The sequence below is a fragment of the Paraburkholderia lebeckiae genome (assembly GCF_014201005.1).
Lineage (GTDB): Bacteria > Pseudomonadota > Gammaproteobacteria > Burkholderiales > Burkholderiaceae > Paraburkholderia > Paraburkholderia tuberum.
In genome coordinates, this window is sequence record NZ_JACHDK010000006.1 from 114,056 (window position 1) to 129,132 (window position 15,077).

Annotated in this window: 13 protein-coding genes; 5 read left to right on the forward strand and 8 right to left on the reverse strand. The window is 64.9% G+C overall.

The window, feature by feature from the left end; genetic code table 11:
* Positions 1-76: 76 nt before the first annotated feature.
* Positions 77-592, reverse strand: a complete 516-nt coding sequence (locus HDG39_RS13665; protein WP_018421651.1) for an Lrp/AsnC family transcriptional regulator — start codon at positions 590-592, stop codon at positions 77-79.
* Positions 593-722: 130 nt separating this feature from the next.
* On the opposite strand from HDG39_RS13665, the gene kynB reads away from it, so the two are divergent.
* Genes kynB through kynA form a run of 3 tightly spaced genes read left to right on the forward strand, consistent with a single transcriptional unit; the run spans position 723 to position 3,601 of the window.
* Complete coding sequence (gene kynB / locus HDG39_RS13670; protein ID WP_184006419.1) at positions 723-1,427, forward strand: arylformamidase; 705 nt, start codon at positions 723-725, stop codon at positions 1,425-1,427.
* Complete coding sequence (gene kynU / locus HDG39_RS13675) at positions 1,414-2,664, forward strand: kynureninase (protein WP_184006420.1); 1,251 nt, start codon at positions 1,414-1,416, stop codon at positions 2,662-2,664. Before kynB ends, kynU begins: the two co-directional genes overlap by 14 nt.
* Positions 2,665-2,674: 10 nt before the next feature.
* Entirely contained in the window at positions 2,675-3,601 is a 927-nt protein-coding gene (gene kynA, locus HDG39_RS13680; protein WP_184006421.1) for a tryptophan 2,3-dioxygenase, read from the forward strand.
* Positions 3,602-3,652: 51 nt separating this feature from the next.
* Here kynA and HDG39_RS13685 read toward each other — a convergent pair whose 3' ends face one another.
* From HDG39_RS13685 to HDG39_RS13715, 7 genes are all read right to left on the reverse strand, one after another.
* Positions 3,653-4,390 carry an SDR family oxidoreductase gene (locus HDG39_RS13685; protein ID WP_184006422.1) on the reverse strand — a complete coding sequence of 246 codons (738 nt, stop codon included), beginning with the start codon at positions 4,388-4,390 and terminating at the stop codon, positions 3,653-3,655.
* The gene (locus HDG39_RS13690; RefSeq protein ID WP_184006423.1) at positions 4,387-5,931 is read right to left on the reverse strand and encodes an FGGY-family carbohydrate kinase; all 1,545 of its coding nucleotides are present in this window, start codon (positions 5,929-5,931) and stop codon (positions 4,387-4,389) included. The genes HDG39_RS13685 and HDG39_RS13690 overlap by 4 nt, the downstream gene beginning before the upstream one ends.
* Before the next feature lie 31 nt (positions 5,932-5,962).
* On the reverse strand, positions 5,963-7,048 hold the full coding sequence (locus HDG39_RS13695; RefSeq protein ID WP_184006424.1) for an alcohol dehydrogenase catalytic domain-containing protein: 1,086 nt from the start codon (positions 7,046-7,048) through the stop codon (positions 5,963-5,965).
* 40 nt (positions 7,049-7,088) lie between these two features.
* Positions 7,089-8,096: an ABC transporter permease gene (locus HDG39_RS13700; protein WP_184006425.1), complete on the reverse strand. Its 1,008-nt coding sequence runs from the start codon at positions 8,094-8,096 to the stop codon at positions 7,089-7,091.
* On the reverse strand, positions 8,083-9,603 hold the full coding sequence (locus tag HDG39_RS13705) for a sugar ABC transporter ATP-binding protein (protein ID WP_184006426.1): 1,521 nt from the start codon (positions 9,601-9,603) through the stop codon (positions 8,083-8,085). The genes HDG39_RS13700 and HDG39_RS13705 overlap by 14 nt, the downstream gene beginning before the upstream one ends.
* A 62-nt stretch (positions 9,604-9,665) precedes the next feature.
* Positions 9,666-10,586 carry a substrate-binding domain-containing protein gene (locus HDG39_RS13710; RefSeq protein ID WP_409259176.1) on the reverse strand — a complete coding sequence of 307 codons (921 nt, stop codon included), beginning with the start codon at positions 10,584-10,586 and terminating at the stop codon, positions 9,666-9,668.
* Between the two features lie 144 nt (positions 10,587-10,730).
* Entirely contained in the window at positions 10,731-11,708 is a 978-nt protein-coding gene (locus HDG39_RS13715) for an AraC family transcriptional regulator (protein ID WP_184006428.1), read from the reverse strand.
* Positions 11,709-12,085: 377 nt separating this feature from the next.
* Here HDG39_RS13715 and dalD point away from each other — a divergent pair, with 377 nt between their 5' ends.
* Both dalD and xylB read left to right on the forward strand, forming a co-directional pair.
* A complete protein-coding gene (gene dalD, locus HDG39_RS13720) occupies positions 12,086-13,507 on the forward strand; it encodes a D-arabinitol 4-dehydrogenase (protein WP_184006429.1) in 1,422 nt (473 codons plus the stop codon).
* Between the two features lie 67 nt (positions 13,508-13,574).
* Complete coding sequence (gene xylB / locus HDG39_RS13725; protein ID WP_184006430.1) at positions 13,575-15,056, forward strand: xylulokinase; 1,482 nt, start codon at positions 13,575-13,577, stop codon at positions 15,054-15,056.
* Positions 15,057-15,077 lie beyond the last annotated feature (21 nt).

A 15,077-nucleotide genomic window follows, 5' to 3' on the forward strand; every position in this document is an offset into this window, starting at 1 on the left:
CGCGGCACTTCCCTGGCGTCTGTAGCGCCTGTCGGTCGGACGCGTCGAAAACGGCGCGCCCCCGCCCTCATCATCCTCAACGGTCGCTATGCGTGGCTCCGTGCCCGCTGTTCTTCTTCACGAGCGACACCGGCACGCCCGAATCTTCCTTCAGCGTTTCGAGCACGATGTTCGAGCGAATGTCCATCACGCCCGGCGCCTTGTACAGGCGATTGAGCACGAAGTCCGAATAGTGTTTGAGGTTGTGCGCGAGCACGCGCAGCAGATAGTGGGTTTCGCCGGTCACGACGAAAGCGCCGACCACTTCGGGCCAGTCGCGCAACGCTTCGGCAAAACTCTCGTGCCAGTTCTGCTGGTCGTTGCGCATCGATACCTGCACGAACGCTTCGAGCTCGAACCCCAAAACTTCGCGGTTCAGGCACGCTCGGTAGTGTTCGATGACGCCCTGCTCTTCCAGCAGACGCAGGCGTCGCAGACAGGCCGATGGCGAGAGCGAGATGCGCTCCGCCAGGTCGAGATTGCTGATTCGTCCTTCCTGCTGAAGCACCGTCAAGATACGGCAATCGGTGGCGTCGAGCGAGATCGCGTTCATATTCGGTCTCCCTTTCCCGTTTGACTCAAATTATGTTCCAAGACACGGCTGGTAAGGAGATTTTTTCGCAATCACATTTCACCGCTTGACCTCTATCATTTAGAGATAGTTAGCAACCGTCGACTCCGTCATGCGAGCACTCTGGGACATCACCCCCGCCGTCGATACCGCCACGCCCGTCTGGCCGGGCGACACGCCGGTCGGCATCGAGCGCGTCTGGCGCATGGAAGCTGGCTCGCCGGTCAATGTCGCGCGTCTGACGATCTCGCCGCACACCGGCGCGCATACCGATGCGCCGCTGCACTACGACGTCGACGGCGCCGCGATCGGCAACGTGCCGCTCGACGCATATCTCGGTTTATGCAGAGTGATTGACTGTATCGGCGCGTCGCCTGTTGTGACGCCACAACATCTGGCCGGCTCGCTCGACGATTTACCGCCGCGAGTCTTACTGCGCACTTACAGAAAAGCGCCGACGCGCGAGTGGGATAGTGCGTTCTGCGCGGTCGCGCCCGAGACCGTCGACCTGCTCGCCGCGCGCGGCGTGATGCTGCTCGGCATCGACACGCCGTCGCTCGATCCGCAGGAATCGAAGACGATGGACGCGCATCACCGCATTCGCGCTCACCGGATGGCGATTCTCGAGGGCATCGTGCTCGACGCGGTCGAACCTGGCGACTACGAGCTGATCGCGCTGCCGCTGAAGCTGACCACGCTCGACGCGAGCCCGGTGCGCGCGGTGCTGCGTGCACTGCCCGGCTCGCGCTCAGCCACGTTCCCCGACGAGCGATCAACCGGACAACCCAACCCATCGAACCACCATGAACCATCGTGATGAAGCCGTGGCGCTCGACAGCGCCGAACCGCTCGCAGCGCTGCGTGACCAGTTCGCGCTGTCGCCGACGACCATCTATCTCGACGGCAATTCGCTCGGCGTGCCGCCAGCCGCCGCCGCGCAGCGCGCGCAGACCGTGATCGCCGCCGAATGGGGCGAGGGACTGATCCGCAGCTGGAACAATGCCGGCTGGTTCGCGCTGCCGCGCCGACTCGGCAACAAGCTCGCGCCGCTGATCGGCGCGGCCGAAGACGAAGTCGTGATTACCGACACGATCTCGATCAACCTGTTCAAGCTGCTGTCGGCCGCCGTGCGGCTCGCCAATGCGCGCGATCCGAAGCGTCGCGTGATCGTGTCCGAGCGCTCGAACTTCCCGAGCGATCTGTACATCGCGCAGGGCCTGATCGAGCAGCTCGATCGCGGCTACGAGCTGCGCCTCGTCGACGATCCGTCTGAACTGCCCAGCGCGATCGGCGAGGACACCGCGATCGCGATGATCACGCACGTGAACTACCGCACCGGCTATATGCACGACATGGCCGCGCTGACGAAGCTGATTCACGACAGGGGCGCGCTCGCACTGTGGGATCTCGCGCATTCGGCGGGCGCGGTGCCAGTCAATCTGAACGGCGTCGGTGCCGACTACGCGGTCGGCTGCACGTACAAGTATCTGAACGGCGGTCCTGGTTCGCCCGCGTTCGTGTGGGTGCCCAGGCGTCACCAGAACGAGTTTGCGCAGCCGCTGTCGGGCTGGTGGGGGCATCGCGCGCCGTTCGAGATGAACCCGACGTATCAGCCCGACAACGGCGTGGGCCGCTACCTGTGCGGCACGCAGCCGATGGTGTCCATGGCGCTCGTCGAATGCGGGCTCGACGTGTTCCTGCAAACGACCATGGAGGCGGTCCGCCAGAAGTCGCTCGCGCTGACCGATCTGTTCATCGAACTCGTCGAGACACGTTGCGGCGAATTTCCACTGAAGCTCGTGACGCCGCGTGAGCACGCGCAGCGCGGCTCGCACGCGAGCTTCGAACATCCGCACGGCTACGAGGTGATGCAGGCGCTGATCGCGCACGGCGTGATCGGCGACTATCGCGAGCCGCACGTGCTGCGCTTCGGCTTCACGCCGCTGTACACGCGCTTCGTCGACGTATGGGACGCCGTCGAAAGCTTGCGCGACGTGCTCACCCGCGAGGCCTGGCGGGCGCCTGAATTCGCCCAGCGCGGCGCCGTTACCTGAGGACGACAGAATGACCGATCACATGCACACGCCGGGCTTGCCAGAAGAACCGGCGGCACAAGGCTGCCCGTTCGGGCACGGACGGACGGCTTCGCCGCCGTCCGCGAGCGCGGCCGACAGCGGCTGGCACGACGCGCAGCTCGACTTCTCGGAGTCGATGAGCTACGGCGATTATCTGTCGCTCGGCACGGTGCTGGACGCGCAGCATCCGTTGTCGCCGGATCACAACGAGATGCTGTTCATCATCCAGCATCAGACGAGCGAGCTATGGATGAAGCTCGCGCTGTACGAACTGCGCGCGGCGCTCGCGGCCGTGCATCGCGACGAGCTGCCGCCCGCGTTCAAGATGCTTGCGCGCGTGTCGCGAATCATGGAGCAGCTGGTGCAGGCGTGGAGCGTGCTCGCGACGATGACGCCGTCCGAATACACGGCGATGCGGCCGTACCTCGGCAGTTCGTCGGGCTTTCAGTCGTATCAGTACCGGCAGATCGAATTCCTGCTCGGCAACAAGAACGAGCAGATGCTGAAGCCGCACGCGCATCGCGCCGACGTGTACGCGCAAGTGAAGGCATCGCTCGAAGCGCCGTCGTTCTACGACGAAGTGGTGAGGCTGCTGGCGCGCCGCGGCTTCAGGATTTCGCCCGCGCGGCTCGAACGTGACTGGACGAAGCCGACCGAACATGATGCATCGGTCGAAGCGGCGTGGCTCGAGGTGTATCGCAATCCGTCCGAGCATTGGGAGCTGTACGAGATGGCCGAGGAACTCGTCGATCTGGAGGATGCGTTCCGCCAGTGGCGCTTCCGCCACGTGACGACAGTCGAGCGCATCATCGGCTTCAAGCAGGGCACCGGCGGTACCAGCGGCGCGCCGTATCTGCGCAAGATGCTCGACGTGGTGCTGTTTCCCGAGCTTTGGCACGTGCGGACGATGCTGTAGCGCCTCCGCGTACTTCCATTTCACCCGGCAACCGGCAGTGCCTGACACCCTCTAGCGTGCGGTGTAACCACCGTCAATCGGCAAACACACCCCGCTGATCATCGACGCCGCGTCGCTCAACAGAAACAGAATCGGCGCGGCGACTTCCGCCGATTCGGCAAAGCGCCTGAGCGGAATCGCCTGTAACGCGGGATCGCGTTTCGCGGGATCGCTCCACGCCAGCACCGCCATCGGCGTCAGCGTGACCGTCGGGTTCACGCTGTTCACGCGAATTCCGTGTGGCCCCAGCTCGATGCACAACGCGCGCGTGACTGCATCGAGCGCGGCCTTCGACGCCGAATAGCTCAGATGATCGTCGAGCGCGACGAGCGCGGCCTGGCTCGACACGTTGACGATGCTGCCCGCGCGCTCCGCGTCGAGCATGCCACGCGCGACATGCTTCGCGACCAGCACCGCCCCGCGCGCATTCACCGCCATCACGCGATCGAAGCTTGCGGCCGTCGTTTCCACCGCTCGTTCGAGCAACGCGATGCCCGCGCAATTCACCAGACCGTCGAACGGTTCGAGCGAGGCCATTGCTTCGTCGATCGCGGCTTCGTCGCTGATGTCGAGCCTCAACGGCTCGCAGCCGGTTTCCTCGGCGAGCCGCGCGAGCTCGTTCACGTTGCGCGCGGCCGCGACGACCGACGCGCCGCTCGCGCACAGCGCCTCGACCGTCGCGCGCCCGATGCCGCTGGAGGCGCCCGTCACCAGAATCGAGCGGCCGGAAAAATCGAAAGTAGCGTTCATGACGATTGCAAGCGATGCATGACCGGCTTCAACGCCGGATAGAGGTCCGTGTACACGCCGAAGCGCTCTTTGTATAGCGCCATGCGCCGTGCGTCGGGCTGCGCGCGCTCGATCAGCGTGACCCAGCCGCCTTGCGCCGCTTCGCGCGACACGAGGCCGACGCCGAGCGCGGCGAGCAGCGCGGCGCCCATCGCGGCTTCGACGTCCTGCTCGATCGTGCAGACCGGATAGCCGGTGACGTCGGCGATGATCTGCATCCACAGGTCCGAATGCGTGGCGCCGCCGACCACGATCAGCTTGTCGTCGAGCGATCGCGCGCCTTTGCGCCCCGCCTCGATGTTGTGCTTCAGCGCGAACGACACGCCTTCGAGCACGGCGCGATACAGATGCGCGCGCGTATGAAACAGCGACAGCCCGACGAACGCGCCGCTCGCCTTCGCATCCCACACCGGGCTGCGCTCGCCCATTAGATACGGCAGGAACAGCACGCCGTCGGCGCCGGCCGGTACTTGCGCGGCCCGCTCTTCGAGTAGCCGATGGGGATCGCCATGCGGTGTCGCGCGCGCGGCCTCGATCTCCGCATGACAAAACTGCTCGAGATACCACGTGACCGACGCGCCCGCGGTAATCGCACCGCCGAATACGTAGATGTCGTGCTGCCCGTTGAAAACGTGCGGCATGCTGATCAAACCGTGCCGTGCGTCGACACGCTGATTGATGTAACCCCAGCACATGCTGGTGCCGATCATCGCGACGTGCTGCCCCGCGCGCGTGACGCCGGCCGCGAACGTCGCCATCGCCGCATCGACGCCACCCGCGACGATCGCGGTGCCCGCGTCGAGCCCGAGCTGCGCGGTCCATTGCGACAACAGCCCGCCCACCACCTCCGACGATTCGACGAGCCGCTCCGGCATCATCGTCGCGGGAATGCCGAGCATGTCGAGCGCTTCGTCCGACCAGTCGCGCCGCGCGATATCGTAGACGCCGCCGATATTGCCGGCCGAGCTGTGATCGACGGCGACCTCGCCGGTCAGCAAATAGATCACGTACGTATTCGGCGGCAGGAAATAGCGCGTATGCGCCCACACGTCCGGCTCGTTTTCGCGCAGCCACAGCATCTTCGTGTAACCGTAGTAGCTGTCCACTCCGTTGCCGGTGATCGTATAGAGCCGTTCAAGATCGATGTTCTCGCGCACCCAGTCGACCTGCGCGGTCGCGCGCCGGTCCATCCAGATCAGGCAGGGCGCGAGCGGCCGCATGTCGTTGTCGACCGGAATGCCCGAGCCGCCGTACAGGCTACTCACGCACAGCGCCTTGATCGCGCCCGGCGCGATGCCGGCCGCCTTCGCCTCGCTGACGCACTCGGCCACGCATTCGACCACCGCCTTCAGCCACACCACGGGCCACTGCTCGGCCCAGAATGGCTTCGGCGTTTCGGGCTGATAGCTCGACGCATGCTGCGCGACGATCGCGCCGTGCTCGTCGACCAGCAGCGCCTTCGTGCTCTGCGTGCCGATATCGACGCCGATGACGTAGTTCATAGAGTCTCCGTTGAAACGCCGCGCACCAGATTCACGCGCGCGGCTTCATCAGCACCTTGATCGAATCGAGCGAGTTCGCGATCCTGATCGCTTCGTCCCATTCTTCCAACGAAAAGCCGTGCGTGACGATGCCCTTCGACGTAACGAGTCCGCGCGCGAGCAGATCGATTGCGATCGGATAGCAATAGGGCCCAAGATGCGCGCCGCGCACGTCGAGTTCCTTGCGATCGCCGATCACCGACCAGTCGAGCGTCGTATCCGCGCCGAACACCGAGAATTCGACGAAGCGCCCGAGCTTGCGGATCAGGTCCATGCCCTGGTTCACGCCGATCGGCGCACCCGTCGTTTCAATATAGACGTCGCAGCCGTAGCCGTCCGTCAGTGAATGGATGATCGCGAGCGCGTCGTCCTTCTGAGGATTGATCGTCACGTCCGCGCCATATTCGCGCGCGAGTGCGAGCCGTTCCTCGACGAGATCGATCACGACGAGCTGCTTCGGCGTCTTCAGATGCGCGACCTGCGTCATCATCAGACCGAGCGGCCCCGCGCCCGCGATCACGACCACGTCGTCGAGTTGCAGATCGCCGCGATTGACCGTATGAATCGCGCACGCGAGCGGCTCGATGATCGCGGCGTCTTCGAGCGAGATGCCGTCCGGGATCTTGTGGACGATCGCGGTCGGCGGAATGCGCATGTACTCGGCCATGCCACCGTCCGCGACTTCGCGCTGAAAGCCGAAGATGTTGTGCACTTCGCACATCCAGTACTGGCCGGATTTGCAATAGCGGCACTTGCCGCACGGTACGATCTGCTCGGCGATCACGCGCTCGCCCTTCTGCACGCCGAAATGCTCGGCCGCACCCTCGCCCAGTTCCTCGACATAGCCGAAGAACTCGTGGCCCGGAATCACCGGCGCCTTGACCCAAGGGCTTGGGCCGCCCCAGAACATCTTCGCGCCCGAATGGCATTTGCAGTCGCTCGCGCAGATACCGCACGCGGCGATGCGGATCACGAGTTCACGCGCGCGGGCGCGCGGCTTTTGTACCTGTTCGACGCGATAGTCTTTCGGCGCATGGCAGACGATTGCCGTCATGCTCTGCTTGTCGGATTGAGTCATTGCATGGTCCTGCGAAAAGAGGGATGTGGGGAAGACAGCGTTACTTTCTGCGGTCGCGGCTGATATAGATCGCGAGCAGAATGATTCCGCCCTTGATCACGTTCTGCACGTACGGATTCACGCCGACCATGTTCAGGCCGTTGTTCAGGACGCCGAGTAACAGCGCGCCGATCAGCGTGCCGATGATCGAGCCGCGCCCACCGGAGATCGAAGTGCCGCCCATCACGACGGCGGCGATCGCGTCGAGTTCGAAACCGACGCCCGCGTTCGGCTGGCCGCTCATCAGGCGCGCGGTCAGCACGATCGCGGCGAACGCGGACGTCAAACCCGCGATCGTGTAGACGATCAGCTTCACGCGCGCCACACGCACGCCGGACAATCGCGTCGCCTGCTCGTTACCGCCGATCGCATACACATAGCGGCCAAACGGCATCCGTTCGAGCAGCACCCACGCGATCAGATAGATCACCGCCATGATCACGACCGGTGCCTGGACGCCGAGAATCTTGCCGCTGCCGAAGAAGCTGACCCAGTCGGGCAGACCGTCGATCGGATAGCCGCCCGTGTAGATCAGTGCGAGGCCGCGCGCGATACCCATCGTGGCGAGCGTGACGATGATCGGCGGCATGCCGGCGAACGCGACGAAAAAGCCGTTGGCCGCGCCGAAGCCGAGACCGACCGCGAGGCCGACCGCCAGCGCCGCCACCGCATTCATGCCGGCGACCATCAGCCCGGCCGACAGCGTGCCCGCGAGCGCCATCACCGAGCCGACCGACAGATCGATGCCGCCCGTCAGGATCACGCAGGTCATGCCGACCGCGATGATCGCGTTGATCGACACCTGGCGCAGCACGTTCTCGATGTTCGCGGCCGACAGAAAGCTGTCGCTCGCGAACACCATCACGACGCAGACGACCAGCAGGCCGATGAACGGATAGAACAGTGTCGAGCGTTTCAGCGCGGCCCACGTGAAACGCACCGGCGCGCCCGGCGTATCGCTGCCGACGCTCGATGTTTTCGGCGAAGAGGAAGGATTAGGCATGTTCATGAGAGGCTCCGAGCGAACCGGCGGTCGCATAGGTCATCACGGCGTTCGATTCGATCGCGTCGCCTTCGAGCAGCGCTTCGATGCGGCCCTGCCGGAATACGGCGACGCGGTCGCACATGCCGACGATCTCCGGCAACTCGGACGAGATCATGATGATCGAGTAGCCGCGCGCGGTCAGTTCGCGCATCAGCAGATAGATTTCGGCCTTCGCGCCGACGTCGATGCCGCGTGTCGGTTCGTCGAAGATCAGGATGTTGGTGTGGTGATTGAGCCAGCGCGCGATCACGACCTTCTGCTGATTGCCGCCCGACAGCGTCGCGACTTCGGTGTGCATCGTTGGGGCCTTCACGCCGACGCGCTTCATGATGTCGGCGGTCGCGCGCGCTTCGCTACGTTGGTCGATGAAGAAACGTAGCGACCGGTACTTGCCGAGGTTGTTGATCGAGATGTTCTGCTTGATCGAGAACTCGGTAACGAGCCCTTCGGTCTTGCGGCTCTCGGGCAGAATGCCGACGCCCGCGCGCAGCGCATCGGCCGGATCGGCGAGCTTCGCGGCCGCGCCGTTGACGCGAATTTCCTTCGCGTACGCACGGTCCGCGCCGATCACCGCGAGCGCGGTCTCGGTGCGCCCCGAACCGACGAGTCCCGCGAAGCCGAGAATCTCGCCCTCGCGCAGCGTGAAGCTCAACTCGGGGCTGTCTTTGAACAGCTGCAAGCGCACGACGTCGAGCACGACCTTCGCGTCGGCGCGCGGCGTCGGTTTCGGCGGAAAGCTGCTTTCGATGCGGCGTCCCACCATCATCTGCACGAGCCGGCCCACGTCGGATTGCGCGACCTCGGTCATGCCGACGTACTGGCCGTCACGCAGTACCGTGATGCGGTCGCACACCTCGAAAATCTCTTCGAGGTGGTGGGAGATGAAGATCATCGCAACGCCCTGCTGCTTCAGCTCGCGCATGATCGTGAACAGATGCGCGGCCTCGGCGGGCGTCAGCGTCGCGGTCGGTTCGTCGAGAATCAGCACGCGCGCATCGAGCGACAACGCCTTGCCGATTTCGACGAACTGCTGCTGCGCTACCGACAGTTCCCGGATCGGCACCGACAGATCGATCGCTACGCCAAGCCGCTCAAAAATCCGCGCCGCCGCGCGCCGCATGCTGCCGCGTTCGAGCAGACCGAAGCGGTTGCGCAATTCACGGCCGAGAAACATGTTCTCCACCGCGTTCAGATACGGAATCAGGCTGAACTCCTGAAACACGATACCGACGCCCGCGGCCACCGCGTCGTGATAGTTCGCGAAGTGGCGTTGCTCGCCGTCGAGCGTGATCGTGCCTTCGTCCGGCTGGTAGATGCCGCACAGAATCTTCATCAGCGTCGACTTGCCCGCGCCGTTCTCGCCGAGCAGCGCGTGAATCTCGCCGCGCGCGATCTCGAGGTGAATGCCTTGCAGCGCCTTCACGCCGGGAAAGCTCTTGCTGATGTTGTCGAGCTTCAGAATCGTGTCCATCGCATGTTCCTGTGCCGCGCGCCGCCGCGCATGATCCGCACGCGCGGCAGCCTGCGCTTGCGTTACCAGCTGAAGCCCCTGGCGTTGCTCTTGTCGATCATCTTCACGTCGACCGGAATCGCTTTCGGCACATTGGCGCCCCACTTCTTCGCGAGCGCGATGCCGAGCGCGATGCGCACCTGGTCGGCCGGGAATTGCGCGGACGTCTCGACGAATTTCGAATTCGGCTTCTGGATCGCGGCGATCGCTTCCGGTGCGCCGTCGACGCTCGTCAGCTTGATGTCCTTGCCCGACGATTCGATCGCCGACAGTGCGCCCATCGAGCCGCCGTCGTTCACGCTGAACACGCCCTTCAGGTTCGGGTGCGCCTGAATCATGTTCTCGGTGACGGACAACGCGGTCGCGCGTTCCTGCTTGCCGTTCTGCGTATCGACGAGCTTCACGCCCGGCGACTTCGCGAGCGCCGCTTTGCAGCCGCGCACGCGTTCGAGAATCGGCACGACCGGAATGCCGTCGAGAATCGCCACTTCGCCGCTGCCGCCGATCGACTTCGCGAGGTAGTCGCACGCCATCACGCCCGCGTCGTAGTTCTTCGAGCCGACGAACGAATCGACCGGACCGTTCGCGTTCGCATCGACCGCGACCACGACGACGCCCGCCTTCTTCGCCGACGTGACCGCCGACTGGATGCCGGTCGAGTCGGTCGGATTGACGAGCAGGATGTCGATCTTCTTTTGCAGCATGTCTTCGACGTCGCTGACCTGCTTGCTGACGTCGTGATGCGCGTCGGTGACGACGACCGTCGCGCCGGTCGACGCGGCCGCGTCGTTCAGCGCTTTCTGCATCGTCACGAAGTACGGGTTGTTCAGTTCCTGGAACGTCATGCCGATTTTCAGCGGCGCGGCCTGCGCGGTCTGCGCGGCCGACATGGCGACTAGCGACAAACCGAACGCGAGCGAGGCGACACGGCGCGCGAACATCATCGAAGGGTTGAGCGAAAGAGTAGACGGCTTCATGGTTGTCTCCATTTTTTGAAGTGAGCACGCCCCCTCGCGCTGTGGGCGCACAGCGCGATCGATGCGTGTTGAAACGCGAGTGGAATAAAGCTGCGAACTACCGGGCGGCCACTATGTGACCGGGTACGCGACGCCGCTACGCGGCAAGCCCGGCGCGAGCACGATCGCCGGCGCGTTGTCGATGCCCCTGCCATGCGCGGCCGCTTGCTCGGAGGCAACGCGGCTCGCATCGTTCAGTTGCTGATAACGGCGAAACGTCGACGGCGCCATGCCCTTCATCGCAAGAAACTGCCGGTTGAAATTCGACAGGTTGTTGAAGCCCGCCTTGAAGCAGATGTCGGTCACGCTCAGTTCGCCATCGGTCAGCAACTGGCACGCGAGATTGATGCGCATGCGGTTCACGTACTGCACGAACGGCAGCCCGGTATGGCGGCGGAAATATCGCGAAAACGCGCTGACGCTCTGGCCGGCGAGTTGCGCAAGCTCCGACTCGCGCAACTCGTTCGCGAGGTTCTTGCCGATATACGCGAGCACGTGATTGATGCGGGTCGCCGCGAAACTGGTCGGATCGGCTTGATAAGCGGGACTCGCGAGCGTGTCGCGATCCGGCGCGTTGATCAGGATCTCCAGCATCGACATGAACAGCACGAGCCGGCGCAGCCCACGCGCCGCGAGCAGTTCGAGAAAGAGCGGCTTGATCTGCGCGGATGTCTCCAGACCGAACGACAGGCCGCGACGCGCATCGGCGAGCAGCGCCTCGACCTGACGCCATTCCGGAAAACTCTCGAGACAGTTCGATACGAACTCCTGGCCGAATTGCACGACCAGATTGCGCTGCGCGACGCTCTCGCCTTCGGGCACGTCGCTGACCCAGTTGTGCGGCAGGTTCGGCCCCATCAGCACGAGGTTGCCGGGCGCGAAGCTGCCGATGTGATCGCCGACGAACATCTTGCCGGTCGTCGCGACGATCAGATGGATCTCGTACTCCGGATGAAAGTGCCAGCGCACCGTGCGATACGGATAGCCATGCGACCATACTTTGAACGATTCGTCGTGGCGTACGGCCACGATTTCGAGATCAGGTTGCACTGTCTGCCTCCATGAAGCGGCGTGCGGGAGGCGCCGCCGATCTTGATCTTGTAAAGCGAAAAGTAACCGCCAAACGCGTTGGCAACCACTTTAAAAGAAACCGCGAACCGATACTTTTTTGTATTCGGGTTACTCCCGACGCGCGCGCGGTCAAATTTGATGCAATGCAATATGAGTACCGCGATTTGTTTTGTCGCCTCGAACGCTCGTCGCTGCCGCCGGCGCATCGCCCATGCCGCGCTGCGCCATCAAAAGCCCGCCCCTTGCCTTGACTTTCGTTTCTCCGGGTACGATCATTCGCTCACATACAGAGCAAATGCTCTGCACGCACAGAACGCGCGCCGCGAGCGCCGCGGACAAGTTTTTGGAGACACAACATGAACAGCGGGCAAGGCAGCGGCGCGGCCGCACACGTGATCCTGCACATCGGCGCGGGATCGTTTCATCGCGCGCATCAGGCGTGGTATCTGCACCGGCTGAACGAAGCGGGCACGGCCGGCGAGCCGCGCTGGTCGCTCACCGTCGGCAACATTCGCAGCGACATGAACCCGGTGCTCGAAGCGCTCGCCGCGCAGAACGGCGTCTACACGCTCGAAACCGTCACGCCGCAAGGCGAGCGCGCCTACGAGACGATTCGCTCGATCGAGCGCGTGCTGCCGTGGAGCGAAAGCCTCGACGGACTGATCGAAGCGGGCGCCGATCCGGCTTGCAAGATCATCGCGTTCACGGTGACCGAAGGCGGCTATTACCTCGACGAACACGACCGGCTCGACACCGCGAATGCCGATCTCGCCGCCGACCTCGCCGGTGGGCACACGACGATCTACGGCGCGCTCGCGGCGATTCTCGACGCGCGCGCGAAGCGCGGCGCGGGACCCGTCACGCTGCAGACCTGCGACAACCTGCGCAGCAACGGCGAGCGTTTTCATGCGGGCATGAGCGAGTTTCTCGAACGACGCGGCGCGAACGAACTCGCGCAATGGTTCGACGACAACACGTCATGCCCGTGTTCGATGGTCGATCGCATCACGCCGCGTCCGACGCCCGACGTGCGCGAGCGCGTGAAGGCCGCGACCGGCGTCGACGATGCGAGTCCGGTGATGGGCGAGGCGTTCATCCAGTGGGTGATCGAAGACCGCTTCATCGCGGGACGGCCGACCTGGGAGAAGGTCGGCGCGGAACTCGTCGATTCAGTGCTGCCGTACGAGGAAGCGAAGATCCGCATTCTCAACGCGACGCATAGCTGCATCGCGTGGGCGGGCACGCTGGTCGGCCTGAACTACATTCACGAAGGCACGCTCGACGCTGACATCCGCCAGTTCGCGTACGACTACGTGACCGAGGACGTGATCCCGTGTCTGACACCGAGTCCGCTCGATCTCGAACGCTATCGCGACGTCGTGCTCGAGCGCTTCAGCAACCCGCATATCCTCGACACGAACCAGCGCGTCGCCGCCGACGGCTTCTCGAAGTTACCCGGCTTCATCGCGCCGACACTCGCCGAATGCTTCGAGCGCGGCGTCACGCCGGCGGCGACCTCTATGCTGCCCGCGTTGTTCTTCCGCTTTCTGGAACGCTGGCACACGGGCAAGCTGCCCTACGCGTATCAGGACGGCGTGATGGACGAGCGCGTCGCGCACGCCTTTTTCACGGCCCCCGATCCGCTGCGCGCATTCGCGGCCGACCGGCTGCTGTGGGGCGGCATGGCGCAGACGCCCGAGCTCGAAGCGGCGCTCGCGGGCGCGCTCGCGCGGGTCGACGCATGGCTCGCCAAACGCGGCGCGACTAGCCAGGCTTAATGCGCATGACAGCGCGCGCGATGAACCGCTAAAGTAGCGCATCCCCAACGACGAAGGTTTCGCTCCCATGTACCTAGGCATCGACCTCGGCACGTCCGAAGTGAAAGTTCTGCTGCTCGCCTCCGACGGCCGCGTGATCGGCACCGCAGGCTCGCCGTTCACCGTTTCGCGTCCGCACCAGCGCTGGGCCGAGCAGAATCCCGAAGACTGGTGGGCCGGCACGCGCACGGCGCTCGCCGCGTTGCGCGCGCGTCATCCCGACGAATTCGCGCAGATTCGCGGCATCGGCCTGTCGGGGCAGATGCACGGCGCGGTGCTGCTCGACGCGGAAAACCGCGTGCTGCGGCCCGCGATCCTGTGGAATGACATGCGCAGCGACAAGGAGTGCGCGGAGTTGACCGAGCGCGCGCCGGATCTGCACAGCGTCGCCGGCAATCTGGCGATGCCCGGTTTCACGGCGCCGAAGCTGCTGTGGGTCGCGCGTCACGAGCCGGAGATTTTCGCGAGGACTGCCTGCGTGCTGCTGCCGAAAGACTATCTGCGCCTGCAACTCACGGGCGGCAAGGTGTCCGATCCATCGGACGCGGCCGGCACGTTGTGGCTCGACGTCGCGAAACGCGATTGGTCCGATTCGCTGCTCGCTGCCTGCAACATGACGCGCGCGCAGATGCCGGCGCTGCGCGAAGGCAGCGCGCCGGCCGGCACGCTGCTGGCGGAACTCGCGCGCGAATTCGGCCTGCGCGACGACGTGATCGTCGCGGCCGGCGGCGGCGACAACGCGACCAGCGCGATCGGCATCGGCGCGACGCAACCGGGCGACGGCTTCGTGTCGTTGGGTACGTCGGGCGTGCTGTGCGTGGTCGGCGACAGCTTCCGCCCGAACCCGGCCTCCGCCGTGCATGCGTTCTGTCACGCGATCCCGGACCGCTGGCATCAGATGAGCGTGGTGCTGTCGGCGGCGAGCTGTTTGCGCTGGGTCTGCAAGCTGACGTCGACCGACGAGCCGACGCTGCTCGCCGAAATCGAGGCGTTGCCCGCCGAGGCCTTGACCACCGCGCCGCTCTTTTTGCCGTATCTGTCGGGCGAGCGCACGCCGCACAACGACCCCTATGCGCAAGGCGTATTCTTCGGCATGACTCACGCAACCGACCGCGCGCTGCTCGGCTACGCGGTGCTCGAAGGCGTGACGCTCGCGCTGACCGACGGCCTCGACGCGCTGCGCGCGGCCGGCACCGAGGCGAAGGTGTTGTCGCTGCTCGGCGGCGGTGCACGCAGCGACTACTGGGCCCAGTTGCTCGCCGATGCGCTCGACACCGTCACCGTCAAGCACGGCGGCGGCGAAACCGGCGCGGCGCTCGGCGCGGCGCGTCTCGGCTGGCTCGCCGCCGGTGGCGAGCCGGCCACCGTGCTGACCAAGCCGCCCGTCGAAAAGGAGTTCACGCCGAATCCGCGCCGCCACGCGCAATTGCGCACGCGACTCGAAGCGTATCGCGCGCTGTATCGCCACGTACGGCCGCTGTTCGATCCCGCGCGCGCACCGCTCGCCTGAGCGTCAACCGCAGCCGGCCCG

Coding starts and splice junctions, on each gene's coding strand:
- HDG39_RS13710 (WP_409259176.1), bottom strand. CDS start 10,586: ATGATGTTCGCGCGCCGTGTCGCCTCGCTCGCGTTCGGTTTGTCGCTA.
- kynU (WP_184006420.1), top strand. CDS start 1,414: ATGAACCATCGTGATGAAGCCGTGGCGCTCGACAGCGCCGAACCGCTC.
- HDG39_RS13690 (WP_184006423.1), bottom strand. CDS start 5,931: ATGAACTACGTCATCGGCGTCGATATCGGCACGCAGAGCACGAAGGCG.
- kynA (WP_184006421.1), top strand. CDS start 2,675: ATGACCGATCACATGCACACGCCGGGCTTGCCAGAAGAACCGGCGGCA.
- HDG39_RS13685 (WP_184006422.1), bottom strand. CDS start 4,390: ATGAACGCTACTTTCGATTTTTCCGGCCGCTCGATTCTGGTGACGGGC.
- HDG39_RS13705 (WP_184006426.1), bottom strand. CDS start 9,603: ATGGACACGATTCTGAAGCTCGACAACATCAGCAAGAGCTTTCCCGGC.
- kynB (WP_184006419.1), top strand. CDS start 723: ATGCGAGCACTCTGGGACATCACCCCCGCCGTCGATACCGCCACGCCC.
- HDG39_RS13695 (WP_184006424.1), bottom strand. CDS start 7,048: ATGACTCAATCCGACAAGCAGAGCATGACGGCAATCGTCTGCCATGCG.
- HDG39_RS13665 (WP_018421651.1), bottom strand. CDS start 592: ATGAACGCGATCTCGCTCGACGCCACCGATTGCCGTATCTTGACGGTG.
- dalD (WP_184006429.1), top strand. CDS start 12,086: ATGAACAGCGGGCAAGGCAGCGGCGCGGCCGCACACGTGATCCTGCAC.
- HDG39_RS13700 (WP_184006425.1), bottom strand. CDS start 8,096: ATGAACATGCCTAATCCTTCCTCTTCGCCGAAAACATCGAGCGTCGGC.
- xylB (WP_184006430.1), top strand. CDS start 13,575: ATGTACCTAGGCATCGACCTCGGCACGTCCGAAGTGAAAGTTCTGCTG.